At 38.1% G+C, this 25,080-nt stretch carries 20 protein-coding genes; 12 read left to right on the top strand and 8 right to left on the bottom strand.

What is annotated here, in order from left to right:
* Positions 1 to 117: 117 nt before the first annotated feature.
* The 3 genes from ACFILU_RS04365 to ccmA are packed head-to-tail and all read right to left on the bottom strand — an operon-like array spanning position 118 to position 2,232.
* Positions 118 to 897, bottom strand: coding sequence for a heme ABC transporter permease (locus tag ACFILU_RS04365; protein ID WP_375642985.1), 780 nt, complete (start codon positions 895 to 897; stop codon positions 118 to 120).
* A gap of 46 nt (positions 898 to 943) precedes the next feature.
* Positions 944 to 1,609, bottom strand: coding sequence for a heme exporter protein CcmB (ccmB, locus tag ACFILU_RS04360; protein ID WP_273790269.1), 666 nt, complete (start codon positions 1,607 to 1,609; stop codon positions 944 to 946).
* An 11-nt stretch (positions 1,610 to 1,620) separates the two neighbouring features.
* Positions 1,621 to 2,232: a heme ABC exporter ATP-binding protein CcmA gene (gene ccmA, locus ACFILU_RS04355; protein ID WP_273790270.1), complete on the bottom strand. Its 612-nt coding sequence runs from the start codon at positions 2,230 to 2,232 to the stop codon at positions 1,621 to 1,623.
* 297 nt (positions 2,233 to 2,529) lie between these two features.
* On the opposite strand from ccmA, the gene acnA reads away from it, so the two are divergent.
* The 11 genes from acnA (at position 2,530) to gpsA (ending at position 17,198) form a co-directional block, all read left to right on the top strand.
* Positions 2,530 to 5,217, top strand: a complete 2,688-nt coding sequence (gene acnA / locus ACFILU_RS04350; protein ID WP_375674898.1) for an aconitate hydratase AcnA — start codon at positions 2,530 to 2,532, stop codon at positions 5,215 to 5,217.
* Between the two features lie 238 nt (positions 5,218 to 5,455).
* Entirely contained in the window at positions 5,456 to 5,722 is a 267-nt protein-coding gene (rpsT, locus tag ACFILU_RS04345; protein WP_375612830.1) for a 30S ribosomal protein S20, read from the top strand.
* 701 nt (positions 5,723 to 6,423) lie between these two features.
* The gene (gene dnaA, locus ACFILU_RS04340) at positions 6,424 to 7,995 is read left to right on the top strand and encodes a chromosomal replication initiator protein DnaA (RefSeq protein WP_273790273.1); all 1,572 of its coding nucleotides are present in this window, start codon (positions 6,424 to 6,426) and stop codon (positions 7,993 to 7,995) included.
* Between the two features lie 187 nt (positions 7,996 to 8,182).
* Positions 8,183 to 9,304, top strand: a complete 1,122-nt coding sequence (gene dnaN / locus ACFILU_RS04335; protein ID WP_375674896.1) for a DNA polymerase III subunit beta — start codon at positions 8,183 to 8,185, stop codon at positions 9,302 to 9,304.
* Positions 9,305 to 9,324: 20 nt separating this feature from the next.
* Positions 9,325 to 10,455, top strand: a complete 1,131-nt coding sequence (recF, locus tag ACFILU_RS04330) for a DNA replication/repair protein RecF (RefSeq protein WP_273790275.1) — start codon at positions 9,325 to 9,327, stop codon at positions 10,453 to 10,455.
* A 54-nt stretch (positions 10,456 to 10,509) separates the two neighbouring features.
* Complete coding sequence (aroQ, locus tag ACFILU_RS04325) at positions 10,510 to 10,962, top strand: type II 3-dehydroquinate dehydratase (protein ID WP_375630506.1); 453 nt, start codon at positions 10,510 to 10,512, stop codon at positions 10,960 to 10,962.
* A gap of 130 nt (positions 10,963 to 11,092) precedes the next feature.
* Positions 11,093 to 12,064 (top strand): ubiquinol oxidase subunit II, encoded by a 972-nt coding sequence (gene cyoA / locus ACFILU_RS04320; protein WP_375654273.1) that lies wholly within the window; start codon positions 11,093 to 11,095, stop codon positions 12,062 to 12,064.
* A gap of 76 nt (positions 12,065 to 12,140) precedes the next feature.
* Entirely contained in the window at positions 12,141 to 14,159 is a 2,019-nt protein-coding gene (gene cyoB / locus ACFILU_RS04315) for a cytochrome o ubiquinol oxidase subunit I (RefSeq protein WP_273790278.1), read from the top strand.
* Positions 14,156 to 14,824 carry a cytochrome (ubi)quinol oxidase subunit III gene (locus ACFILU_RS04310; RefSeq protein WP_375654271.1) on the top strand — a complete coding sequence of 223 codons (669 nt, stop codon included), beginning with the start codon at positions 14,156 to 14,158 and terminating at the stop codon, positions 14,822 to 14,824. The genes cyoB and ACFILU_RS04310 overlap by 4 nt, the downstream gene beginning before the upstream one ends.
* Complete coding sequence (cyoD, locus tag ACFILU_RS04305) at positions 14,824 to 15,792, top strand: cytochrome o ubiquinol oxidase subunit IV (protein ID WP_375674894.1); 969 nt, start codon at positions 14,824 to 14,826, stop codon at positions 15,790 to 15,792. The genes ACFILU_RS04310 and cyoD overlap by 1 nt, the downstream gene beginning before the upstream one ends.
* Positions 15,793 to 16,190: 398 nt before the next feature.
* Positions 16,191 to 17,198 (top strand): NAD(P)H-dependent glycerol-3-phosphate dehydrogenase, encoded by a 1,008-nt coding sequence (gene gpsA / locus ACFILU_RS04300; protein WP_375630496.1) that lies wholly within the window; start codon positions 16,191 to 16,193, stop codon positions 17,196 to 17,198.
* Positions 17,199 to 19,136: 1,938 nt separating this feature from the next.
* Here gpsA and fabI read toward each other — a convergent pair.
* From fabI to fabA, 3 genes are read right to left on the bottom strand one after another with little or no spacing between them, the layout of a single operon-like run.
* Complete coding sequence (gene fabI / locus ACFILU_RS04295; RefSeq protein ID WP_273790282.1) at positions 19,137 to 19,955, bottom strand: enoyl-ACP reductase FabI; 819 nt, start codon at positions 19,953 to 19,955, stop codon at positions 19,137 to 19,139.
* Positions 19,956 to 20,003: 48 nt separating this feature from the next.
* Positions 20,004 to 21,224 (bottom strand): beta-ketoacyl-ACP synthase I, encoded by a 1,221-nt coding sequence (gene fabB / locus ACFILU_RS04290; RefSeq protein WP_273790283.1) that lies wholly within the window; start codon positions 21,222 to 21,224, stop codon positions 20,004 to 20,006.
* 57 nt (positions 21,225 to 21,281) lie between these two features.
* Positions 21,282 to 21,791 (bottom strand): 3-hydroxyacyl-[acyl-carrier-protein] dehydratase FabA, encoded by a 510-nt coding sequence (gene fabA / locus ACFILU_RS04285; protein ID WP_273722474.1) that lies wholly within the window; start codon positions 21,789 to 21,791, stop codon positions 21,282 to 21,284.
* A gap of 231 nt (positions 21,792 to 22,022) precedes the next feature.
* Here fabA and irrA point away from each other — a divergent pair, with 231 nt between their 5' ends.
* Positions 22,023 to 22,535, top strand: a complete 513-nt coding sequence (irrA, locus tag ACFILU_RS04280) for an iron response transcriptional regulator IrrA (RefSeq protein WP_375621953.1) — start codon at positions 22,023 to 22,025, stop codon at positions 22,533 to 22,535.
* A gap of 45 nt (positions 22,536 to 22,580) precedes the next feature.
* Here irrA and ACFILU_RS04275 read toward each other — a convergent pair whose 3' ends face one another.
* Together ACFILU_RS04275 and rpsU are read right to left on the bottom strand one after the other, a co-directional pair.
* Positions 22,581 to 23,141, bottom strand: a complete 561-nt coding sequence (locus tag ACFILU_RS04275; protein ID WP_026500127.1) for an SH3 domain-containing protein — start codon at positions 23,139 to 23,141, stop codon at positions 22,581 to 22,583.
* A 1,620-nt stretch (positions 23,142 to 24,761) separates the two neighbouring features.
* Positions 24,762 to 24,995: a 30S ribosomal protein S21 gene (gene rpsU, locus ACFILU_RS04270; RefSeq protein WP_012754552.1), complete on the bottom strand. Its 234-nt coding sequence runs from the start codon at positions 24,993 to 24,995 to the stop codon at positions 24,762 to 24,764.
* Positions 24,996 to 25,080 lie beyond the last annotated feature (85 nt).

The following is a 25,080-nucleotide window of genomic DNA, read 5'->3' as shown; positions in this document are numbered from 1 at the left end:
AGAGAGATATTGCAGAAAGCACATAGCTTAAAACAACAATTTGCTCGTGTTTAAGGGTGCTAAGGAAAAAATCAATTTTCTGAGATAGATTTCCTAAAAGTCCGCTGTGGATGCCATTTAGGTCGAGCATGATGAAGCGTCCTGTTGTTGTGCACGACGGGATTTTTTAATCTGAAGTATTCGGATATAATGACTATTGATTTCATTTCGCATAGCCATCAAATAAAGCACAATAAACATAAAGATAAAACAAAAGAGCATTGTTATAAGGGGCCATAACATAGCATTGTCGATTGTTGATCCTCCAGCACGTAACAATGATGCTGGTTGATGCAATGTATTCCACCAATTAACGGAAAATTTAATAACAGGGATATTAACAAATCCAACAAGTGTAAGAATTGCAGTCGCACGAGCGGCTTTTACTTGGTTGTCAAAAGCACGCCCAAGCAGGATAATGGAGAGATAGATAAAAAGCAGAATTAAAACTGATGTTAACCGTGCATCCCAGACCCACCATGTTCCCCATGTAGGTCGCCCCCAAAGCGCTCCTGTCATGAGAGCCAAGGCGGTAAAAATTGCCCCAATAGGCGCTCCACATTTAAGTGCCACGTCAGCAAGATGATATTTCCAAATCAGATTTCCTAATGCCGCTGCACTTATCGTTACATAGCAGAATGTAGACAACCACGCAAAGGGAACATGAAGGTACATAATCTTAACAGTAATGCCTTGTTGGTAGTCATCAGGGGAATGCATCACTAGAATAAGTCCTAAGATAAGGAAACACAATGTTATGCCGGCCAACCAAGGTAAGACGATACTGCTTATTTTCATGAAAAGGGTGAAACTTGCAGGGAGTGACCTGATTTTATATGTACGAGATAGTTCATTCATAAAATTCATAATAGGCAGAGTTTTGCTATGCGGCAATCATCTTTTATTATTCTGATAAAAGTTTAAGCGTTATTGCAGCAACAAAAGAGCTAAAGAGACTCAAAAGAAGTGAAAAAGCACTGAGAAGAGCTAGGGAAGTAAGAAAAGAGGTATTTGGGTTTATTGGGGCTGTAGCAGCCGAAACACCAAAAATCATAATTGGAATGATCCACGGCAAGATAATGATAAAAATAAGCAAAGTACTGTGCAACAATGAGGTTGCTAGTGCAGCGCCTATAGCACCAATAAAAATAATAGCTGGTGTTCCGCATAAAAGGGTGAGTATTGTTGTAAAAGTTATTGTTACATCTAAATGGAGCATGAGGGCTAAAATAGGTGTGGCAAAAATAAGAGGAAGCATCGTTCCTACCCAATGGGCAAAACATTTGGTAAAGACAATTAGAGTAAAACTTTGTCTTTGTCCTGAAAGGATAAATTGGTCGAGATTACCATCATCGCGATCGATTTGGAAAAGTTTGTTCAGATTGAGAAGCCCTGCAAGAAGGGCTCCAAACCACAATATACCTGGTCCTATTTGTGCAAGAATTTTGGGGTCTGGCCCAATGGCAAAGGGGGTTATGACAACAACAGCGATAAAAAACAATAATCCTGTTAGTGAAGAGGCTTGTAGCGCTAATAATAGTTTAAGATCACGCCAGAACAGTGCTTTCATTTTATTCTCTCCTAGAGAGGTAAAAATTTTTCCAGAGCGATTTTATGGTTTTCTGGAATGCCTATGGAATTATGAGTTGCAGCGATAATCATACCACCTTGATTGAGATGACGCTGGAAAATACGAGCAAGGAGTTTTTGAGCATGGTTATCAAGCCCAGATATTGGTTCATCTAAAATCCAAAGAGGACGATAGGAGAGCAAAAGGCGAGCAATAGCTACGCGTCTTTGTTGTCCAGTTGACAGAGCGTTAAAGGGTAAATGTTCAAGGTTAGAAAGACCAATATCGGCAAGAGCTTCATGCGCAAAACGTAAATGTTGACCGTAAAAATCTGCCCAAAATTGCAAATTATCAATGACAGATAAAAGAGGTTTCATAGCATTTTGAGGACCAAGATAATGACAGGCAGTTGCAACAGGGTATATTTGATCATGGTCTTTAAGTATTATATGACCTTCAGCAGCTTCAAGAAGACCGACAATGATTCGGAGTAATGTAGACTTTCCGATACCATTAGGACCGGTGATTGTCATAAGTTGCTGTGAAAATAAACAAAAAGAAAGACCTTTAAACAGAATTTCTTCGTTTCTGTAAGCGGCTAAATCTTTGCCTGATAACACCATGTGATTGCCTATTTTGTTTTTATTTTCATATTCTTTATTGTATTATAGAATAAAAAACACATTTTTTATGCAATTGTACCTAGAATAGTTCTAGAAATAGTTCTATAAAGGATACCTTACATCAATATCTGGTGTAAAATGGTTTCTGGCGCTGATTTCCGCATTTGCCTATGAGAGGGTGGAGGGGAAATGGATAGCGGAGGTAATTGCGTCTGCGCTCAAGCTGCGACCTTGACTCGTAGTTTGTGTTGTTCATTCCTGGAAATTGGGTGGTTATAGTATTGAGGGTGGACAGTCATGACTCAAATTGATAGCTTTAATTGTCGCAGAGTATTAAATGTTGGTGGTAAAGAATATACTTATTATAGTTTGATCGAAGCGGAGAAGAACGGACTTGAAGGTGTTTCTCGTTTACCGTTTTCGATGAAAGTTATTCTCGAAAATTTATTGCGATTTGAAGATGGTCGCACAGTTAAAAAAGAGGATATCCTCAATGTTGCTAAGTGGTTAAACGACAAAGGGAGTGCCGGGGCAGAAATTGCTTACCGTCCTGCGCGTGTTCTTATGCAGGATTTTACAGGTGTTCCAGCAGTTGTTGATCTTTCTGCAATGCGTGATGCTATGGTTAAACTTGGTGGTAACGCTGAAAAAATCAATCCTCTCATTCCCGTTGATCTCATCATTGATCACTCAGTTATTGTTGATGCTTTTGGCACTTCCATGGCTTTTAAGGAAAACGTCGAGCATGAATATGAACGCAATGGTGAACGCTATCGTTTCCTTAAATGGGGGCAGCAAGCCTTTCAAAATTTTCGTGTTGTTCCTCCAGGAACAGGGATTTGTCATCAGGTTAACCTAGAATATTTAGCACAATGTGTATGGATGAAGAATGAAGAGGGGTGTGAGACGATTTATCCTGACACCTGTGTGGGAACTGATTCGCATACGACTATGGTAAATGGTTTAGGGGTTTTAGGTTGGGGTGTTGGTGGTATTGAAGCAGAAGCAGCAATGTTAGGCCAACCTGTTTCTATGTTGTTACCTGAAGTGATTGGTTTTCGTCTAACAGGTAAACTTAAGGAAGGTGTAACAGCCACCGATCTCGTATTGACGGTGACTCAAATGCTACGTCGGAAGGGTGTTGTCGGTAAATTTGTTGAGTTTTTTGGTCCTGGTTTGGAGCATATGACACTTGCTGATCGGGCAACGATTGGAAATATGGCACCTGAATATGGAGCAACGTGTGGTTTTTTCCCAATTGATAAGGAGACAGTGCGTTATCTCAATATGACAGGGCGTGATGAAAATCGGATTGCCTTAGTGGAGGCTTACACCAAAGCACAAGGGATGTGGCATGATGAAATGGTAGCTCATCCCATTTTTAGTGATACAATTGAATTAGATATGGGAACTGTTGTCTCTTCTATGGCTGGTCCTAAACGTCCTGAAGGACGTATTGCATTGGAAAACGTTGGGCAGGGTTTTGAGAAGGCATTGGTCGAAGTCTATAAGAAGACTTCTGGACAAGATAAGCGTTATCAGGTCGAGGGTGAAGAATATACGCTTGGTCACGGTGATGTGGTGATCGCTGCGATTACGTCGTGTACGAATACATCGAATCCAAGTGTTCTTATTGCAGCGGGTCTTTTGGCACGAAATGCTGTGGCAAAGGGGCTCAAGAGTAAACCATGGGTAAAAACTTCTCTTGCACCTGGTTCACAAGTCGTTGAAGCTTACCTTCAAAATTCGGGTCTGCAAAAAGATTTAGATGCACTGGGATTTAACTTAGTAGGATTTGGGTGCACAACATGTATTGGGAATTCTGGTCCTTTGCATCCAGCTATTTCCAAAACGATTAATGACAATGGTATAATTGCATCTGCGGTTCTTTCAGGAAATCGTAATTTTGAAGGGCGTGTTTCCCCTGATGTGCAAGCGAATTATTTAGCTTCACCACCGTTAGTTGTTGCACATGCGCTCATCGGGACGGTGTGTAAGGATTTAACCAAGGAGCCTCTTGGTGAAGATTCAAATGGCCAACCCATTTATTTGAGAGATATTTGGCCAACTTCTCAAGAAATACAGGAGTTTATCGAAAAAAATGTCACGCGTAAGGTTTTTGCCGAAAAGTATGCAGATGTTTTTAAGGGAGATGAAAATTGGCAAAAAGTTCAGATTCCTACGGGTTCTACCTATTCTTGGGATGAGCGATCCACCTATGTACGCAATCCACCTTATTTCGATGATATGCAGAAAACACCTGATATCTTACCAGATATTAGAGATGCACGGATTTTAGGTTTATTTGGTGATAAAATCACGACGGATCATATTTCTCCTGCTGGTTCTATTAAAGCAGCTTCTCCTGCCGGAAAATATTTAATGGATCATGGTGTTAAAGTAGCTGATTTTAACCAGTATGGAACGCGTCGTGGGAATCATGAAGTTATGGTGCGTGGGACCTTTGCCAATATTCGCATTCGTAATTTTATGTTAGGGGAAAATGGTCGAGAAGGAGGTTATACGGTTCATTATCCGTCAGCGGTAGAACAAACCATTTACGATGCAGCAATGGCGTATAAACAAGAAGGTATTCCGCTCGTTGTTTTTGCAGGTGTTGAATATGGTAATGGATCATCACGCGATTGGGCTGCCAAGGGGACCAATCTTCTTGGTGTCAAAGCGGTGATTGTGCAATCTTTTGAAAGGATACATCGTTCTAATCTTGTTGGTATGGGCATTGTCCCTTTTGTCTTTGAGGAGGGGCTAAGTTGGAAATCTTTAGGCTTACAGGGAGATGAAAAGGTGACAATTGAAGGGATTCATAACTTGAAACCTCGTCAAAAGACTGTAGCGAAAATTACTTTTTCTGATGGTACGGTAAAAACCGTTCCATTATTATGCCGTGTTGATACTGAAGATGAGCTAGATTATTTGCATCATGGTGGAATTTTGCAATATGTCTTGCGTAAGTTAGCCGTTTAAATTCTTTTGTTTGTTAAGGAATATCTATTATTAGGCTATAAAGTTGCGGATCAAAGAGTTTGGCTTCGTTTTTTTATGACTATCTTTGAAAATCTAATTGACGTTAGCTTTGGGATTGCGTTATAAACCACACGAGTTATAGGCAGCTTTATAGTTTTGCTTGGGTTGGATTTATTTATATTGGTAGAGTTGTTATTGAGACTCATTTTACCAAGGTGTTGAAAGAGAGATTATATTTATGGCGAATACACCTTCTGCTCGAAAAGCGGTGCGCAAGGTTGCGGCGCGCGCACAGGTTAATAAGGCCCGCCGTTCACGCGTTCGTACTTTTATACGTAAGTTTGATGATGCTTTGGCGGGTGGCGATAAGGCATCTGCGGAGATTGCATTTAAGAATTTTGAGCCTGAAATTATGCGTGCAGTTTCTAAAGGGGTTTTTCATAAAAATGCTGCTGCGAGGAAAGTATCGCGTTTAGCTAAACGGTTGAAGGCTCTCAGCGTTTAAGCTTTTTCTCCTTTAATTGAGAAAAAAGCCAGTATCCATGAGGATGCTGGCTTTTTGTTTATTATTTCAAAAAGTTTCTATTGAAAATAAGAATCGATAATGATTCTCCACTTGAAAAAGGAGAGAAAGTTTATAGAGGGGGTATGGTTATCCACAAGCTTTGTGGATTTTTACAGAGTCTTTTTTGTCAAGCATTTTATTTTTTTTTTTAAATCTGAAGAGATTCTTTAATTATTGGTAAATTTAGAGAAAAAAAATGAATTGAATCAATATTTTTTTCAGTCCTCATTAATATAAGCATTTTTTTTGGGTTTTTTGATTTTATTTTGACCTCTTGCATTTTACCTCTGCTGTTTTGTATGGTTCTTATGAAGACTAAAAAGCATGAAGGGGTCACATCAGCGTATTATTCTGTACTTTGTTGAATACAAGATGTTTTGATTTAGGCTTTTCTAAACTTTTGTGTTGGAGAGGTTTTCTGACGGTTTTCTAGTTTTCTTAATGGATATGTTTACCATTTTAGAAGGGTGGGTCATATCATGAGTGCAAGTAAATCTTATTGGTCATCTTTGTTAGTGGGGTTGTGATGAGGCTATCCTAGGGGAGGGTGAGTAATCTTATTTGGGGTAGGGCGTTTTGCCTTCGCTAGATTTATTTTAGCTGTTTGGCAGGACAAAATTTTATTTTTATCAGGATGGAAGATGGTGGATAAATTGAACTCTAAAGCTAGTTCCTTTAAAAGGGTTTCGGTAAATATCCTGTCGGCAGAGAACATAATAAAGAATAGGATGACGGAGAGTGATGAGAATGTTTGTAGAAGTGCTCCTATAGGGCATTCTATTGTTTCAGAGGAGGAAAGTGCAGCGGCTTTTATACGTGTTATGGCGCAATTAAAGGTACAGGTTGGTGTTGAGGCTTATACCAGTTGGTTTGGGCGCGTGAAGCTTGCTGAATATAGTCATACTCTTGTAAAGCTTTCTGTTCCTACTGCTTTTTTACGTTCATGGATTAATAATCACTATGGTTCTCTTTTGACTCATTTATGGAAACAAGAGAATTCAGCAATTCTTCGTGTTGAAGTTATTGTTCGTGGTATGGAACGCGTTTCAAGAGATGTCGTTTGTAAAAGAAGTGTTCCTTCTGTTGTACTAGAGGAGCAGGCGACTTCATCTTTTGTTGAAAGTTGCGCAGAGCATTCAGTTAAGAGTTCTCAAACGGGAGTTTTTGGATCTCCACTTGATTCTCGTTATACTTTTGAAAGTTTTGTTGAGGGGGCTTCTAATCGTGTTGCTTTAGCCGCTGCGCGTTCTATTGCGGAGGGGCATAAAAGTGCTTTACGTTTTAATCCTCTTTTTATTCACGCATCTGTTGGCTTAGGAAAAACACATTTGCTTCAAGCGATTGCTGCTTCTGCATTGAAGCGTTTAACGTCTGCGCGCGTTATTTATTTAACTGCTGAATATTTTATGTGGCGTTTTGCAACAGCTATTCGTGATAATGATGCTCTTTCTTTTAAAGAACAGCTTCGTGATATCGACCTTTTAATTATTGATGATATGCAGTTTTTACAGGGTAAGTCGATACAACATGAGTTTTGCCATTTGCTTAATATGTTGCTTGATAGTGCAAAACAGGTTGTTGTCGCTGCAGATCGTCCACCAGCAGAATTAGAATCGCTTGATCTTCGCGTTCGCTCTCGTCTTCAGGGAGGGGTGGCCCTTGAAATTGAAGCACCAGATTATGAAATGCGTTTGCAAATGTTGCGCCAGCGGTTGAAGGTGGCACAACAAGATGATGGCATGGTATCAATTTCTGATGATATCTTGGAATATATTGCGAAAACGGTTTTAGGGTCGGGGCGTGATATTGAAGGTGCATTTAATCAGCTCTTGTTTCGTCAATCTTTTGAGTCTGATTTATCTTTAGAGCGGATTGATGAGTTATTAGGTCACTTGACACGTCCTGGTGAACCTAAGCGTATTCGGATTGAAGAAATTCAGCGTACGGTAGCACGCCATTATAATGTTTCTAAACAGGACTTGTTATCTAATCGTCGAACACGTACGGTTGTGAAGCCACGGCAAGTTGCAATGTATTTAGCAAAAGTATTAACTCCTCGCTCGTTGCCAGAAATTGGGCGCCGTTTTGGTGGGCGTGATCATACAACAGTTTTACACGCTGTGCGTAAAATTGAAGATTTGGTTTGTGGTGATCAGACCTTGGCTAAGGAACTTGAATTGCTTAAGCGGTTGATTGGAGAACAGGCTGTATAGTGTTTATCGTTTCTTTCCTTGGAGAGACTTTAAAGAATTTAATGAAAAGATTTATTTTTTCTTATGCAGGAGTGACTTGCCATTTTAAGAGAGGTTTAATAAACTCTAGCAGGCGATTCTTAAAGAGGGTCTATTCTTTAAGTCTAAAGAATTCTTATTAGTTTTTAGTAAATCATACGGGGCTTTTATGCGTATTACAGTTGATCGCAGTCAATTTCTCAAGTCTCTTGGTCGGGTTCACCGTGTGGTAGAGCGCCGTAATACTGTTCCTATTTTATCGAATGTGTTGATTGATGCAGAAAATGGCCGTGTACAGTTAAAAGCAACAGACCTTGATTTAGAGGTTATGGAATCTTTTGCAGTTAATGTTAAACAAGCTGGAGCAACAACTGTTCCAGCACATTTGCTCTATGATATCATTCGAAAACTTCCTGATAGCAATGAAGTTGTATTATCCGTCGATGAGAATCAAGCAGGTACAATGTCCGTGGTTTCGGGTTGTGCACATTTTCAGCTTCAATGTCTTCCGAAGTCAGACTTTCCAGAGTCGCTTCCTGGGCAGTTTGCTTATCGTTTTTCTTTATCGGCATCAGGCTTAAAACATTTACTTGATTGTACACAATTTGCCATTTCTACTGAAGAAACCCGTTATTATCTTAATGGTATTTATTTCCATATTATTATTGATGATGTTTTGAAATTGCGTTTGGTTGCAACTGATGGTCATCGTTTGGCACAAGTTGAGATGGAAGCTCCTTCGGGTGTTGAGGGAATGCCTGGTGTTATTGTTCCCCGTAAAGCTGTAGGAGAATTGCAAAAACTTCTTTCAGAAGAAAATGATAGTGATGTGTGTATAGAGCTTTCAGAGACAAAAATTCGTTTTTCTATAGGCTCTGTGATTTTTACATCAAAATTAATTGATGGAACATTTCCAGATTATCAACGTGTTATCCCTCTTGGAAATGATAAAGAATTAATTGTTAATAGGCAGGACTTTTCTTCTGCCGTTGATCGTGTTTCAACGATTTCAAGTGATCGGGGGCGTGCAGTTAAATTAACGATTGAGCATGGACAGTTAAGGCTTGTTGTTAATAGCCCAGATTCGGGCAGTGCAGAAGATCAATTATCAGTAACTTATGCATCTGAACCGCTTGAGATAGGGTTTAATTCACGTTATCTTTTGGATATTGCTGGGCAGCTTTCAAGCGATGAGATGGTTTTTATGTTGGCTGAGGCTGGAGCACCCGCTCTGATTCGTGATAATGATGATGTGGATGTGCTCTATGTACTGATGCCTATTCGCGTTTAGGGGCGGTTGTTTTGCAATGTATGGCCAGTCATGTGCACAAAGTGGCAGTGAGGCAGCTGAAGCTTTTACGTTATCGCAATTATTCTTTTTTCAATATTCATTTTTCTGGTCAGCATGTGGTTTTTACTGGCCATAATGGTGCTGGTAAGACGAATCTTTTAGAGGCGTTATCTTTTCTTTCTCCTGGCCGTGGTTTGCGGCGCGCTGTTTATTCTGACGTTAGCTTTGTAGATGGTGGTGGAGGATTTGTTGTATTTGCGCGTCTTGAATGCGCTCTTTATGGTGAAGTAAAGATTGGTACAGCTTTCGAGGTTAGCGATAACAGTCGAAAGGTCCATATTAATGGTGTGAATGAGTCGAGTGATTGCCTAACAGATTATTGTCATATTAGTGTCCTAACACCGTCTATGGATGGTCTTTTTACAGGTCCTTCACTTGAGCGCCGTAGTTTTTTGGATCGTATGGTTTTGGCGATTGATCCCTTGCATAGGCGCCGTATAGCCGATTATGATAGAGCTATGCGCGCACGTAATCGTTTGTTTTTAGATGGAAATGAAGATTGTGCTTGGTTTGATGCTTTAGAAAAGCAGATGGCAGAACTGGCGACAGCTATTTCTGCGGCGCGTGTTGATGTTATTCGTCTTTTAAATGACATGTTTACGCAAATGCCATCACAGATACCTTTTCCACGAGCTTTTTTGCAAATTGATGGTTTTTTGGAAACAGCTCTTAGTGAAATATCAGCAACTGAAGTTGAAGAACAATTTTGTGATCGATTACGGCATAATCGCGCAATGGATCGTGCTGCTGGTCGGACGTTAGAAGGACCACATCGTGCAGATTTGCAGGTTTTTTATGCTGATAAAAATAGAGCAGCAACATCTTGTTCAACAGGTGAACAAAAAGCGCTGCTGACAGGTTTAGTTTTGTGTCATGCACGTCTAACAGGTATGATATCGGAAAGATCTCCCATTCTTCTTCTTGATGAAATGGCTGCTCATCTTGATTCGCATCGACGTGCTGCTCTATTTGATATTCTTGATGATTTAGCTGTACAAACATTTATGACAGGAACAGATCGTCTTTTATTCGATGACTTAAAAGGACGCGCAGAATTCTTTGAGATTAAGGATGGAGCTTTATTGCCGTAAAAACATGCTAAATATTTTTTTAATAAGTGATAGGTCTGAAAAAAAAGGCTTGCTATGTCAGAGATAATAACAATTTTAAATGGTCCTAATTTAAATTTTCTAGGTCAACGTGAGCCAGAAATTTATGGAACTGAAACTCTAGAAGATATTGAAAAAAGATGCAGAGAATGGGCAAAAAAAAATGATATTATAATAAATTTTTATCAAAGTAACTGTGAAGGGCAATTAGTAGCATGGATACAAGAAGCAATAGAGGCAAGTTCTGGATTGATCATTAATCCAGCGGCTTACAGTCATACATCTGTTGCACTTCTTGATGCCCTAAAAATGTTTTCAGGGCCGAAAGTAGAAGTTCATTTATCTCATATTTATCAGCGTGAAGCTTTTCGTCACCATTCTTATACATCTGCAGGTGTAGACGCTGTCATAACTGGGTGTGGAGGTGATGGATATTGGTTTGCACTTGAGTATATTGCAAAACAATTAAGCAAAACAATTAAATTGTGATAGATAAAGAGTAGGCGTTTAATAAGAGTAATATAGGCATTGAATTCTCTTGATAATTATTTTCAAATCTGTACAATGTGAGGTATATATTTATGACAATTTTTAGTGCGTATGACGGGGGTAAATAAAGGTGAAAAGCTTTGTTAGACAATTAGAAATGCTTGTGATTTTAGGGGGAGCACTGCTTTTGTCTGGTTGTAAAATTGATGTTATACAGCCATCAGGTTATGTTGCACGTCAACAGCTCATTTTGATCGTTGTTTGTGTGGTGGTGATGCTTTGTATTGTCATCCCAGTTATGGTGAGTGTGGTATTTTTAGCTATAAAATATCGTGCATCGAATATGAAAGCGGACTATTCTCCTGATTGGGCGCATTCAAATAAAATTGAAGCATTGATGTGGGGTATTCCAGTTGTAATTGTAATGGTTTTAGGTTCATTAACAGCTTATTATACCTATAAGCTTGAACCTACAAATCCTCTTCCAGTGGAAGTTGTGGGTGAAGGAAAGCCATTACAGATTGATGCTGTTGCTCTTGATTGGAAATGGCTTTTTATTTATCCTGAATATGGTGTTGCATCGATTAATGAGATTTATGCGCCTGAAGGACGTCAAGTTTTATTGCAATTAACGTCAGAGAATTCTGTCAATGCTTTTTGGGTTCCCAAATTGGGTACAGTTCTTTACGCTATGCCGCAGATGAATGCTAAGTTGCATTTGGTCGCTGAAGAGCAAGGAGTATTCAAAGGAGCCTCAGCAAATTACAGTGGTGATGGTTTTTCGAGTATGCGGTTTAAGTGGCATTCTGTGTCTTTGCAGGGTTTTGAGGATTGGATTGTAAAAGCTCGGGCTAATGGTCGAGTACTTGATCGTGCATCTTATCGTCAACTTTCTATTGCGCCTCGTATGGGTGATATTGCTGCGAAGGAAAAAGATGCTGAAGTTCGTTATTTTGCACCTGTTGAGAAGCGGCTTTACTATCGTGTTGTTAATCGATGTGTCGATGAAAAGACGGTATGTAATGAAGATTTAATGAAACGTGCTGCTGCTCAGACGCTGTGGGGTGCACTATGTTCAGTATTTGATCCTGATGTTATTTAACAGAGTCAATAAAGTAAAGAGCCCTTTTAACAAAGGTTTCTTTTAAACTTGAATTTCATTTGAAATGGGTTGAGAAATGTTTGGAAGACTTACAGATCCTACGGCAGGTGCTTTTCATGCGCTTGCACATGAACCGATCGTTTTGTATACATGTATTGCGATTGTTTTGGTTGGTTTAATTGCTGTTATTGCTTTAACAGCACTTGGGTGGTGGGGAATTCTATGGCGAAATTGGATTACAACGGTTGATCATAAACGCATAGGTATTATGTACATCGTTCTTGGAATTATTATGCTTGTTCGCGGTTTTGCGGACGCACTTATGATGCGAACGCATCAAGCTTTAGCTCTTGGGAGTGAAACAGCGGGTTATTTGCCCCCTGAGCATTTTGATCAAATTTTTTCGGCGCATGGTACGATCATGATTTTTTTCATGGCCACGCCTATTTTATTTGGTCTTTTTAATTATCTTATACCGCTTCAAATTGGTGCGCGTGATGTTGCTTTTCCCTTTGCAAATAATCTAGGTTTTTGGATTACGGCTGCGGGGGCAATATTAATTAACATATCCCTAGGTGTTGGTAATTTTGGTCGTGGTGGTTGGCTGATGTACCCACCTTTTACAGAATTGCAAACGAGTCCAGATACAGGGGTAGATTATTATTTATGGTCACTTCAGCTTTCTGGTATTGCAACAACAATGGGATCAGTAAATTTTATTGCAACGATGATTAAAATGCGTGCTCCTGGAATGACAATGATGAGAATGCCTATTTTCTGTTGGAGTGCTTTTGTCAGCAATGTTCTTATTTTAGTTATTTACCCTGTCTTGGCCGTAGCATTTGCACTCTTGGCATGCGATCGTTATTTGGGCATGAATTTCTTTTCTAATGTTGGTGGCGGAAATCCGATGGTATGGATTAACTATGTTTGGGTTTTTGGTCATCCTGAGGTTTATGTTTTGGTTGTTCCTGCTTTTGGAATTGTTTCTGAAGTTGTGTCAACTTTTTCTTCAAAGCGCCTCTTTGGTTATACTTCGATGGTATGGGCCATGTTGGTTATTTTGATTCTTTCGCTTCTTGTTTGGGGACATCATTTTTTCACAATGGGTGGCGGTGAAGCTGTAAATACTTTCTTTGGTATTGCGACAATGATCATCGCAGTTCCAACAGGTGTAAAAGTCTTTAATTGGCTGCTTACGATGTATAAAGGTCGAATTCGCTTTGAGCCTCCAATGCTTTGGTGCATGGGCATGATCTTTACATTTGTTGGTGGTGGATTAACCGGTGTTTTATTATCTATTGTCCCTGCTGATTGGCAGTTTCATAATTCGCTCTTTTTGATAGCACATTTCCATCATACAATTATTGGAGGTGTGGTTTTTGCGTACTTAGCGGGGATTGCATTTTGGTTTCCAAAAGTTTTTGGTTATAAACCAAATCGCATACTAGGTATTGCATCTTTTTGGTGTTGGTTTATTGGTTTTTACCTTGCCTTTTTCCCCGTTTATGCGCTTGGTTTAATGGGGGCGACGCGTCGTCTTCAGCATTACATGGAACCTAGTTGGCAGCCGATGTTTATTATTGCTGCATTAGGTGCTTGTATTATCTTACTTGGTATTCTTTGTTTTGTGTTACAGGTTGTTTTGGCGATTTGGTACGGTATTAAGCATAAAGGTCACTTACCGGTAACATTAAATGATTCTTGGGGTGATGCACGTACACTTGAATGGTTTACCTCTTCACCGCCTCCTTCCTATAATTTTGCCCTCCTTCCAAAGATACAGTCTGATGACGCTTATTGGAATATGAAGAAAAGTGGTTATCAACGGCCGACAAGTGGATTTACAAAAATTCATATGCCATCAAATACATCTGCTGGAATTATTGCAGGATTCTTCTCATTAGTTGTTGGTTTTGCACTTGTTTGGCATATTTGGTGGCTTGTTGCGGTTGGACTGGTTGGTTTTATTGCAACGCTTGTGTGTCATTCATTAACAGGTGATCATCATGGTTACTATATTCCAGCTGAAGAAGTGCAAAAAACTGAAGATGCCTTTACGGCTGTTCTTAAAGAACAAGGAGTGACAGTATGAGTGCTGTAACAATGAATAACGCGAGTACTATAGATGAACTTCACCACGATAGTAGCTCGGTAATGACGTTTGGTTTTTGGGTCTATATTCTTTCAGACTTAATCCTGTTTTCGACATTATTTTCAAGTTTTGCTGTATTTTCTGCTTCTTATGGCGGTGGTAAAGCGGGTAATGAGTTTATAGATTTAAAGTTTGTTTTGGTTGAGACTGCTTTCTTGTTGTTTTCATCCGTCACTTATGGCTTTGCAATGGTACAAGCACATAAAAATAACATCAGTGGTGTGCGTTTATGGATGGCTATTACCTTTGTATTGGGGTGTTGCTTCATTGGTATGGAACTTTACGAATTTCATGAACTTTTGAGTGAGGTTTTTTATTACGATCCAAATGCTTATGCGGGTATTGATCCTGCAACAGGTTTACAGCTTTTTGGACGGGAAATTCTTTCTGCTTATTGGTCAGCATTTTTTGCTTTGGTTGGCACCCATGGACTTCATGTAAGTGTTGGTCTTCTTTGGATGGTTGTGATGTTTTTTCATCTTCGTCGTAATGGTTTGGATCAGAACAATAAAACACGTTTAGCATGCCTTTCCATTTTTTGGCATTTACTTGATATTGTATGGATTGGTGTTTTCACCATGGTTTATCTATTAGGAGCGTTGTGATGAGCGTGCAAAATGAAACACATGGTCCCAGTACTGGTTCCTATTTGGTTGGTTTTATTCTGGCTGTATTTTTCACTTTGGGTTCTTTTGTTCCTGTGATGTATGGAATGATGGAGAGTTGGGCAGTTAGTACAAAGGTTGCGTATCTTATTGGGATGGCGATTATTCAGATTATAGTACAAATTGTTTTCTTTTTGCACTTGAATTCTGGTCCAGACGCCAAGTGGAATTTAAGCGCGTTATGGTTTGCTGCTATTTGCGTTTTTGTTATTATTGGGGGAACTTGGTGGGCTATTTCTCATTTAAATTATAATATGATGGGTGGTTCAGGACGTGTTATTGAACCGGAAATATCAAGTAGAGATGATTCTTCAGTGTCTGAGCAGTTATCAAACAAAGATATATCCGTAAGAAAACAGCCAGAAAAGATACAGGGTTCAGAAATGCCCATTGGGCAGGATCTAAGTACGCAAACACCTGTAGATCAAGCACCTAGTTCAGAAATGCCCATGGGGCAGGGTCTAAGTACGCAAACTCCTGTAGATCAAGCACCTGGTTCAGAAGTACCCATGGGGCAGGATCTAAGTACACAAACTCCTGTAGATCAAGCACCTAGTTCAGAAATGCCCATGGGGCAGGGTCTAAGTACGCAAACTCCTGTAGATCAAGCACCTGGTTCAGAAGTACCCATGGGGCAGGATCTAAGTACACAAACTCCTGTAGATCAAGCACCTAGTTCAGAAATGCCCATGGGGCAGGGTCTAAGTACGCAAACTCCTGTAGATCAAGCGCCTGGTTCAGAAATACCCATGGGGCAAGGTCTAAGTACACAAACTCCTGTAGATCAAGCGCCTGGTTCAGAAATACCCATGGGGCAAGGTCTAAGTACGCAAACTCCTGTAGATCAAGCGCCTGGTCCAGAAATACCCATGGATCAAGATCCAAATACACAGTTTCCTGTGGAGTAGTTGTTAGAAATATCTATGGAGCTGATGCGGCATGTATCAGCTCGTAGAAGAAATTCGTAGGATATAAAGAAGGGAAGAAGTACAAGATATCAGTGGATATGAGTATCATTATTTTGAATATACTTTTAATTTAAAAGAGAAAGTCCGTGGGGTATTTAGTCAAGCTTTAATTTTTGAGATAAATAGCTATTTGTAGAATATACAAAAAGTGATGTTTGTAAAATTTACTACAAAGAAAGAGAATGTGAGAAACAAGTTTTTATGTTGTGTGAGATAAAAAAACACGAAGCAGTAATGTTTTTAGATTTACAGAATTTATATTAAAGATAGCATTAAAGTTATTTGTAATAATAATATGCAATTGAAATCAAAAATTTAGAGAAGAATCAGAAAACTTAATGAAAACCGTTGCAATGACAGTTATTGGTGCTGGTTCTTTTGGTACTGCATTAGCGATAGCTCTTGCCCGTAATGGTCATAATGTTTTACTTTGGGGATATAGTCCTCAACATATCAAGGAATTACAGGAACAACGTTGTAATCAAGTATATTTGCCCGATATTCGATTTCCTGACAATTTATTACTTGAAGCTTCGCTTGAAACTGCAATAACGGCGAGTCACAATATATTAATCGCAGTTCCAAGCCATGTATTTCATCAAGTTTTGTGTAATATTCAGCCTTATTTAGATCAGCATTCACGTGTTATTTGGGCTACAAAAGGTTTAGAACATGGTACTGGACGTTTTTTACAAGAGGTTGCTCGTGAGATTTTAGGTGAAAAAATTCCTTTAGCTGTTTTTTCTGGACCAACTTTTGCTCAAGAACTAGCTATTGGTTGGCCTACTGCAATGACGATAGCAGCTTCTGATGTTGAGTTTGGTAAAGAATTGCAGCAACTTTTTTATTGTGACAAAAGTTTTAGAGTTTATAAAAGTTCAGATATGATTGGTGTTCAATTAGGGGGAGCAGTCAAAAATGTTATTGCTATTGGTGCAGGAATATCAGATGGCATAGGTTTTGGGGCAAATGCACGAATAGCTCTTATCACACGAGGACTAGCTGAAATCAGTCGTTTAGGGGGGGCTATGGGTGCTGAGCTTTCCACATTTATGGGAATGACAGGCTTAGGTGATCTGGTTTTGACATGTACTGATAATCAGTCACGTAATCGTCGTTTTGGAATACTTCTTGGTAAAGGAATAGATATAAAAGAAGCGGAAAAACAAATTGGTCAGGTTGTGGAAGGATACTTAAATACCAAGGAAGTACATACGTTGGCGCAGCGTATTGGGGTAGAAATGCCCATTGTAGAACAAATTTATCAAATTCTCTATTGTGGTAAAAACATAACTGAAGCGGCAAATACATTACTAAGCCGCGCCCTCAAGGACGAAATACAATGATATCCTGTTTTTTAATAATTCAAATCGTAAAAAATAGAAACATGCTATGATAGACATATAAAATAGATTTTATTGATGGTTGTATAAGATAGTCATATTCCAGCAAATTATAGATTCATATCATTCGATTCTTTATGAAACATGGCTGAAATATAAAAGTTTTTGCTTTTATCTAAGAGCTATCTCTTTGAAGATAAATTATCGTTTCCACTTACACATGTTTATGTAATGTAATGAACAAGATATTTTTATTGTCTCTTAAATTCATCTCACAATGATATTTGCAAACAGAATAATACAAGACTCATTAGGTAGAAGCATCTTATTTATGTAACGTATAAGTTAAGAATATCGGGGCAGGGATATTATGAATCTCTGTTTTTGTAATTCTTTAAAACAAGAAGACAATCTAATTTGGGAAGAAGATGAAATTTTAAAGCTGAAAATCAGTTCCCATTTCTACAATCATTTTTAAATTCAATTTTACGCTATCTAAAGCAATATCTTTTAAATAATGGAGATTATCGCACACCTTTATTTTCTCATTTTTTAATGAAAGCATTTCTCTGATGTGTCAGGTAAAATAGAACGCCCAAAAAAACACGATAGCTGTTGTATATTCACGCGCTTGTTTTAAAGAGACCTCTCTTAAAACTTCCAAGTCCCCTTCGCGACGGTAACCGTGAATAGTGTAACGATAAAGCCATTGTGCACATCCCCATCTTTACGTTTATGAAGGAGGAAGCCGAGCATCATTACACCCCCCAATGTTGAGACAGCTCTAAGCACTTGAAGCTGTTCAGTAGAAATATTTAAGTCTTTTATTTTCTCACATGTCAATTCTGTTTTTTATATGCAAGAAATGATTTTTGGAATTATAACTTTGAAAGTCTAAGATTGAAAAAAATGTTATTATACTTGTTTGTGGCTGTCATTTACACTGAAAAATCATGTGATTATAAAGATAAAAAATTGATTTATATAAATAATTCATTTTATTTTTGTATTGAGTTAATTAAAAATATGTGTTTGCTTGTCACAAGCGGGTTAGTATGTGGATAAAAATTATTAAAGATACTTCTAATGAATCATCTCAAGTGTCAAGGGTTGTTTCAATATTAGAACATGGCAAGTAAAATGACGGTGTCGGTTTGTCATCTGTATAAACATTAAAATGGTGGTAAAAAAAGGATTTTATGTACTTCACAGGGATTTTTTATACGTTCTACAGGTACCATTGTGAAATGGAATGGCGTGCATTGAGAGATATCTTTAAAAAATGCATGAAGGAGAAACAGCTATAGTGTTTTTGGGTGTTCTATTTTACCTGACACATCAGAGAAATGCTTTCATTAAAGAACAAGAAAAATAAAGGTGTGAGGTAAAGCGTAACCTCCATTATTAAAAAAACATTGATGTACATGCTTTTAAAATCGTAAAGCCTCATTAAAGAATAATAGTAAGATTAATGATTGATTTCTTTACGCCTTCATATTCGTCCTAAATTAGATTGTATTTGCGTTTCAAGAATAAATCAAACGGTAGGAATATTTTTTTCAATTTGCTACACAAAAGCTGAAACTAAGGATTTTAATAATTCTCTAATCTCTGTTTCAAACTACGGTAGCATGAGGGCTGGATATTGATTTATAAGCAACGACAAAAGCGTATGCTTTAGTAAGGTAAATAACGTCATAAAATACACACTTTATCAACCATGGATTGAAGAAATACTCCGGCTTTTTATAAAATATTTTGCGAAACAAGGCATCGTACATCTGGTTTTGTATTGACTTATTCTTACAAACATTTGCACATATGCCTTACGTCATATTATTATAAGTCAATACACTATTATATAGCTGAGAAAGTACTCAATACCCGATTAAAGCACTATGGACATGATTTATTTTCTTTTTTAGTGCAATGAAATAAATTTTATTCTTCTTGGGAATCGTCACTTTTTTTCAGTTCTTCAAGTATTGGCATAGACATGATGTTATAGCCTGAATCAACATAATGGATTTCACCTGTAACACCTGATGATAAGTCAGAGAGTAGATAAAGAGCAGATTTTCCAATTTCATGAATATTTACGGTACGCCGTAATGGGGCATTACGGCGTTGATGTGAAAATATTGCCCGCGCAGCTGCAATACCATTACCTGCTAAAGTTCTAACAGGACCAGCGGAAATCGCATTGACACGGATATTTTGAGGACCAAAGTCCGCTGCTAAATAACGTACCATAGCTTCTAAAGCTGCTTTAGCAACACCCATGATGTTATAATTAGGCACAACTTGCTGTGAAGCACCGTAGGTAAGAGTTAAAAGTGTTCCTCCATTGGGCATAAGCTTACCCGCGCGCTGGGCAATTTCAGTAAAGGAATAAGCTGAAATAACCATCGTGCGTTGAAAGTTTTCACGTGTTGTAACATCAACGTAACGCCCTTTTAGCTGAGTTTTATCTGAAAAACCAATGGCATGGACAATAAAATCAATTGTTTTCCATTCTTTTTCAAGTTGCTCAAAGACGTAATCAATATTTTCACTTTTTTCAACGTCACACTCTAGCACTAATTTGCACCCAAGTTTATCTGCTAGGGGATGAACACGTTTTCCAAAAGCATTTCCTTGATAAGTCAACGCTAATTCCGCTCCTGCTTGTGCGAGCTGACAGGCAATGCCCCAAGCAATTGAATGGTCATTCGCAATTCCCATAATAAGGCCGCGTTTGCCCTCCATCAAACCTTTCATATTATTCTCCGTAAGACCGTACTTTTTTCAATTACTAAGAGCTTTTGTTTATACATAACGTTGGAAAACAAGCGTTGCATTGGTACCGCCAAAGCCAAAAGTATTCGACAATACGGTATTCAGTTGTTGATGATCACGTCGTTCACGAACGATTGGCATATCAGCAAAAGCTGGATCAAGTTCTTCAATATGGGCACTTTCACAAATAAAATTATGATTCATCATTAACAATGTATAGATTGCTTCGTGAACACCTGCTGCTCCCAAGGAATGTCCTGTTAGAGACTTGGTAGCAGAAATGGGGGGACATTGATCACCTGCTCCAAAGACACGACGGATAGCTTCTATCTCAGGAGGATCACCAACAGGAGTTGCTGTCGCATGGGGATTGATATAATCAATTTTATTATTGACTGTTGCAAGAGCCATGCGCATGCACCGCTCCGCTCCCTCTCCTGATGGGGCAACCATATCATGTCCATCGGATGTCGCACCGTATCCAACGATTTCTCCGTAGATTTTTGCACCACGTGCTTTAGCAAGTTCTAAATCTTCAAGGACTAAAACGCCAGCCCCTCCAGCAATGACAAAACCATCACGATTAACATCATAAGCACGTGAAGCTTTGTGAGGAATGTCATTATATCTGCTGGACATAGCGCCCATGGCATCGAATAAAACAGATAGTGTCCAATCCAAATCTTCGCAGCCACCGGCAAAGATGCGCTTTTGTTTACCATATTGAATCATTTCGTAAGCATTACCAATACAATGATTGGAGGTAGCACAAGCTGAAGAGATTGAATAATTGATTCCCTTTATTTTAAAGAAAGTTGCTAATGTTGCAGATGCTGTAGAACTCATCGCTTTAGGGACAACAAAAGGTCCAACACGTTTTGGACCTTTTTGGCGTGTAATGTCAGCAGCTTCTACGATTGAATGTGTTGAAGCACCTCCAGAACCCATAATAATACCCGTGTGCTCGTTCGATACTTCATGCGGTTCTAGACCCGCATCAGCAATCGCCTGATCCATGGCGATGTGATTCCATGCTGTTCCACGCCCATGAAAACGTAGAGCACGTCGATCTACGAGTTCTTCTATATTAATATCGGGTTTGCCATAAACTCTGCTACGAAAGCCTAATTCGGCATATTGAGGTGCGTAAGAAATTCCGGATTTTGCTTCACGTAAACTGGTTAAAACAGCTCTAGGGTTATTTCCAATCGCGGAGACAATTCCCATTCCGGTTACAACAACTCGACGCATTCATACCTCCTCGTTCCATACAGAATAGTGAAAAGTTCTTTCTGACGGAAATAACGTTCAATCTTCTTTGAATAAAGCAACGCGTAAATCATTCGCCTTATAAATAGTCTCTCCATCTGCTTTTAGCCAACCATCAGCTATTCCTAAGACTAAATTTCCACGTCGAATACGCTTAAAATCTATTTCATATTCAAGAATTTTGGTTTGTGGAGTTACCATCCCTGATAACTTTACTTCACCTGTTGATATTGCTCTTCCTTTTCCTGGTTCGCCTAGCCAACCAAGAAAAAAACCTGTTAATTGCCACATACCATCCAGTCCGAGACATCCTGGCATGACGGGATCGCCTATAAAGTGACAATTAAAGAACCACATGTCTGGTGTAATGTCAAATTCGGCGCGAACCATTCCTTTATCGTATTTACCATCAGTTTCACTAATTTGAGTGATTCGATGAATCATCAACATTGGCGGTGCTGGCAATTGCGCATTACCTCTACCAAACATTTCGCCGCGAGCGCAGCTTAGAAGCTCTTCATATGTGTAGCGAGACTTTTGTTCAGCCATTGTTACTCCATTTATTTGCATATATCTTTAATTTCTGCGCTTTTCCCAACCTACTTTTAGAGCAAATTTTAAAGAGAGGGAAATGATTTTATATCATTTTTAATGACAAAAGCCTTTTTTTATGTATTCTACATAGGTAATTATTTAAAAATGGAATACAAGATTACACCATACTATTCCCATTTTTTGTATTTTGATCTTATTTAGCAGGAATGTATTTGGGTTTGTAATATGTCAGTGAGTGCAGACAATTTAGATATGAATGAAGAGCAACAGTGCACAAAAGAGTGTGGAAAAATTGTGCAATATTATTCCATTTCTATGTTAGAAAAACGTTTGCGTCAAAATGGTCTGCGTCCAACACGTCAGCGGTTGGAACTTGCACATATGATTTTTTCTCAAGGAAATCGCCATATTACTGCTGAAGAGCTCTATGAGGAAGCGGTGAGGGCAGGTGTACCTGTATCTTTAGCAACGGTTTATAATACGCTTCATCAATTTACGGAAGCGGGATTATTACGGATTATTGCCGTAGAAGGCTCAAAAACTTGGTTTGATACCAATACCTCTGATCACTACCATTTTTATATAGAAGGTGAAAATCGTATTCTTGATATTCCTTACAATTTGGAAGAATCTCCCATTATTAGAAATTTGCCTAAGCCACCAGAAGGTATGGAAATTTCACATGTTGATTTAATCGTGCGATTGAAACCAAAAAATCGATCTTGTGATAGGCAGTGAGGATATTCAATAAGGAATAAAATTAAACTTATTGAGTTTGAGTATTCACCAGCCTTTTACTTTTTCATCAGGATAGATTCCCCATAACTGTGGTTGTTGAAGCCATCCGCGCGTATTATTAATATTTAGTTCGCACCATTGTCCATCACATTGGCGGATATTACCAATGACATTAGGTTCTACTTCTGCCACAAGTTCTGCGTTGTCGGTGGGGTTTTTTCGTAGCATCAGTCTTTTAGTTTTATCTTTTTGCCATGGAATAGTTATAGCAGTTCGCTTTCCCGATAAAAGCGATTGATACACCCACCCCTCATCGCCTTCGGCATCACGAATTTTGCGCCATTGATCATATTCTTGAATGATTTCAATAGGTAAGCCCTTCTTTTTGTAAGTAAAAATGATAGAATAGTTGCTTCCTGGTCCGACGCGTACATTAACGCTGGTGGGTTTAATCGAAGCAAATCGCGGAAGTGGTAAACCACTGGGCCCTAAATTTTGATTAAATGTTTGTGCATGCAACAAATGAGGTGAACCTAATACAATGACTGTTGCTATTAAGATACATGATGCGAGTATTGAAACGCGAAACCAACGAGAATTTTGCACACCGAACTCCTTTATTTCATCATATATTGGAAATTTAAAATCTGAAAGATAAGACTGGAAACTGATAAAAAGTATGACACACTGCTCGTTAAAGAGATCTAAACGATGAGAAAATTGCTACAAAAATATCAAAATAAGGAAAACAAAAGCTTATATTTCTTAGTGCGTATCTTTTTTATGAGGGGATAGATATAAATAAACATTGGATTTTTATGTAGCTGTACGCGTGATAAAACAGTAAAGTATTACTGGAGCCTTAGCAGTTTTTGTACAGGAAATTAGGGCTAAAGTATTGCATCTCTTTTCTGAGTTTGTTTCTCGAAGTAAAAGTGCATGTATGCATACTATGAACAAAGAGCTGTTCAGAAAGGGATTTATTGTGTGGCTTGAAAAGAAGTTTTGAATGAACAAAATAATACGATAAATAAAACATTTAAGCGTAAAAATATGAGCGACATTATAGAGTAGATTGATATATGAAGGGCTAATTTAAACAGGACACTTTTTCGTGATAATTCATTTATAAAATTTGCTACACTCTAATCTTATGCCATGATAATGCTTATCCGTATGGTAGATAAGCGGGCTTCATCGTTCTATTTACCAGCTTTCAATGTTATGCAGTTCCTATTATTTATGGTGTTCATAAGAAGCATTTTTGTTTTTTCTTAAATAGCTTTTATTCTATTTGCATACGAATCCCGCTTATGATGTACAAGAAGATAATCTTGATTGGTTCAATATGAGAAGGCATTGAGAAACTTTACGTTATTCAGAATTATTAATTAATATGAAAAACAATTACTTATAATAACAAATCACTGCGTTAAAAACTTTAACTCGTTATTTAAATTGTAAAAATATTTCCATCAACAATGGTAATAAAAGGCACATTCATCCACATTAAAATACAGTGTTTTCTCTGTTTATTGTCAAATTTCTTTTTCTCTAACTCAGTATAGAAGAAAGTTGAAAGAAATAGAAGGGCTTATTCGATACAATTATGAGGGTAATTACATAAGTGATGAATAGAAGAAATTTATCAAGAAAAAAGAATCTGTAGTGCAGTGGTTGAAATTCGTCATCCTTTAGAGAGACAGAATCAAGAGATATAAAAAGTTATGGAATTATATCGTTTCGTTACATAACTGAAGGGAAAGAGGATTATGAATTTGATATTATATTTTACACACAATCGCATATTGCGATAGTTATTTTTGTTTTGTAATCAGACCTAGGATGATCGAAAGATGTAGAATATTTAATGACAAAAAAGAAGTTCATCATGAAATTTGTACATAAGAAGCAGTGATGTAAGAGATATCCAGAAGGAGAAAATTATAGTGAAAAGTGATAATAAAACACCTCACACTCAATTCACATAGGAAAAAGTCGCTTAAATATCTAAAGTGTAGTTTGTTATCTATTTTTAAAATATAAGAGTGAAATAAAAACCACCTTTATGATAGAAATCTTATTATTTTCAAATAACTAACATATTAGATAACATTGTACACAAAAACCTACACACAAGCAATTTATTGCAATCGCCTATGAAGAAAAATTTTCTAGTAGCTTATTACCTATTGGTTATGCAGCTATATAATATCATAAAGTATATTACTTTACCGCAACAGTTCGTCCGTTACTAACAAAACCTTCTCTTTGTGCACGCTTACGAGCAAGCTTACGTGTACGACGAATAGCTTCAGCTTTTTCACGAGCACGCTTCTCAGATGGCTTCTCATAATAACTACGCATTTTCATTTCACGGAAGATACCTTCACGCTGCATCTTTTTTTTCAACGCACGGAGCGCTTGGTCAACATTATTATCACGAACGAGTACTTGCACTATCTATCCTGCTTTTTTCAGTGTCATAAATGATAGGAAAAAACCTACGTCCTTTTAAAGGCATATCCAAAAGGACAAGCACTTA

The sequence above is a fragment of the Bartonella sp. CL100XZDX genome, from assembly GCF_042195375.1.
In the GTDB taxonomy this organism is placed as follows: domain Bacteria; phylum Pseudomonadota; class Alphaproteobacteria; order Rhizobiales; family Rhizobiaceae; genus Bartonella.
Note: the sequence above shows the minus strand (reverse complement) of the source record. Positions and strands in the feature narration are given on the sequence as shown.

Bases quoted from the DNA above. Each gene is read 5' to 3' on its own strand.
- cyoD (WP_375674894.1), top strand. From the start codon at position 14,824: ATGAGCGTGCAAAATGAAACACATGGTCCCAGTACTGGTTCCTATTTG.
- dnaA (WP_273790273.1), top strand. From the start codon at position 6,424: ATGGTGGATAAATTGAACTCTAAAGCTAGTTCCTTTAAAAGGGTTTCG.
- fabB (WP_273790283.1), bottom strand. From the start codon at position 21,224: ATGCGTCGAGTTGTTGTAACCGGAATGGGAATTGTCTCCGCGATTGGA.
- recF (WP_273790275.1), top strand. From the start codon at position 9,325: ATGGCCAGTCATGTGCACAAAGTGGCAGTGAGGCAGCTGAAGCTTTTA.
- acnA (WP_375674898.1), top strand. From the start codon at position 2,530: ATGACTCAAATTGATAGCTTTAATTGTCGCAGAGTATTAAATGTTGGT.
- rpsT (WP_375612830.1), top strand. From the start codon at position 5,456: ATGGCGAATACACCTTCTGCTCGAAAAGCGGTGCGCAAGGTTGCGGCG.
- cyoB (WP_273790278.1), top strand. From the start codon at position 12,141: ATGTTTGGAAGACTTACAGATCCTACGGCAGGTGCTTTTCATGCGCTT.
- fabA (WP_273722474.1), bottom strand. From the start codon at position 21,791: ATGGCTGAACAAAAGTCTCGCTACACATATGAAGAGCTTCTAAGCTGC.
- irrA (WP_375621953.1), top strand. From the start codon at position 22,023: ATGTCAGTGAGTGCAGACAATTTAGATATGAATGAAGAGCAACAGTGC.
- aroQ (WP_375630506.1), top strand. From the start codon at position 10,510: ATGTCAGAGATAATAACAATTTTAAATGGTCCTAATTTAAATTTTCTA.
- ccmA (WP_273790270.1), bottom strand. From the start codon at position 2,232: ATGGTGTTATCAGGCAAAGATTTAGCCGCTTACAGAAACGAAGAAATT.
- dnaN (WP_375674896.1), top strand. From the start codon at position 8,183: ATGCGTATTACAGTTGATCGCAGTCAATTTCTCAAGTCTCTTGGTCGG.
- fabI (WP_273790282.1), bottom strand. From the start codon at position 19,955: ATGAAAGGTTTGATGGAGGGCAAACGCGGCCTTATTATGGGAATTGCG.
- ccmB (WP_273790269.1), bottom strand. From the start codon at position 1,609: ATGAAAGCACTGTTCTGGCGTGATCTTAAACTATTATTAGCGCTACAA.
- ACFILU_RS04310 (WP_375654271.1), top strand. From the start codon at position 14,156: ATGAGTGCTGTAACAATGAATAACGCGAGTACTATAGATGAACTTCAC.
- gpsA (WP_375630496.1), top strand. From the start codon at position 16,191: ATGAAAACCGTTGCAATGACAGTTATTGGTGCTGGTTCTTTTGGTACT.
- ACFILU_RS04365 (WP_375642985.1), bottom strand. From the start codon at position 897: ATGAATGAACTATCTCGTACATATAAAATCAGGTCACTCCCTGCAAGT.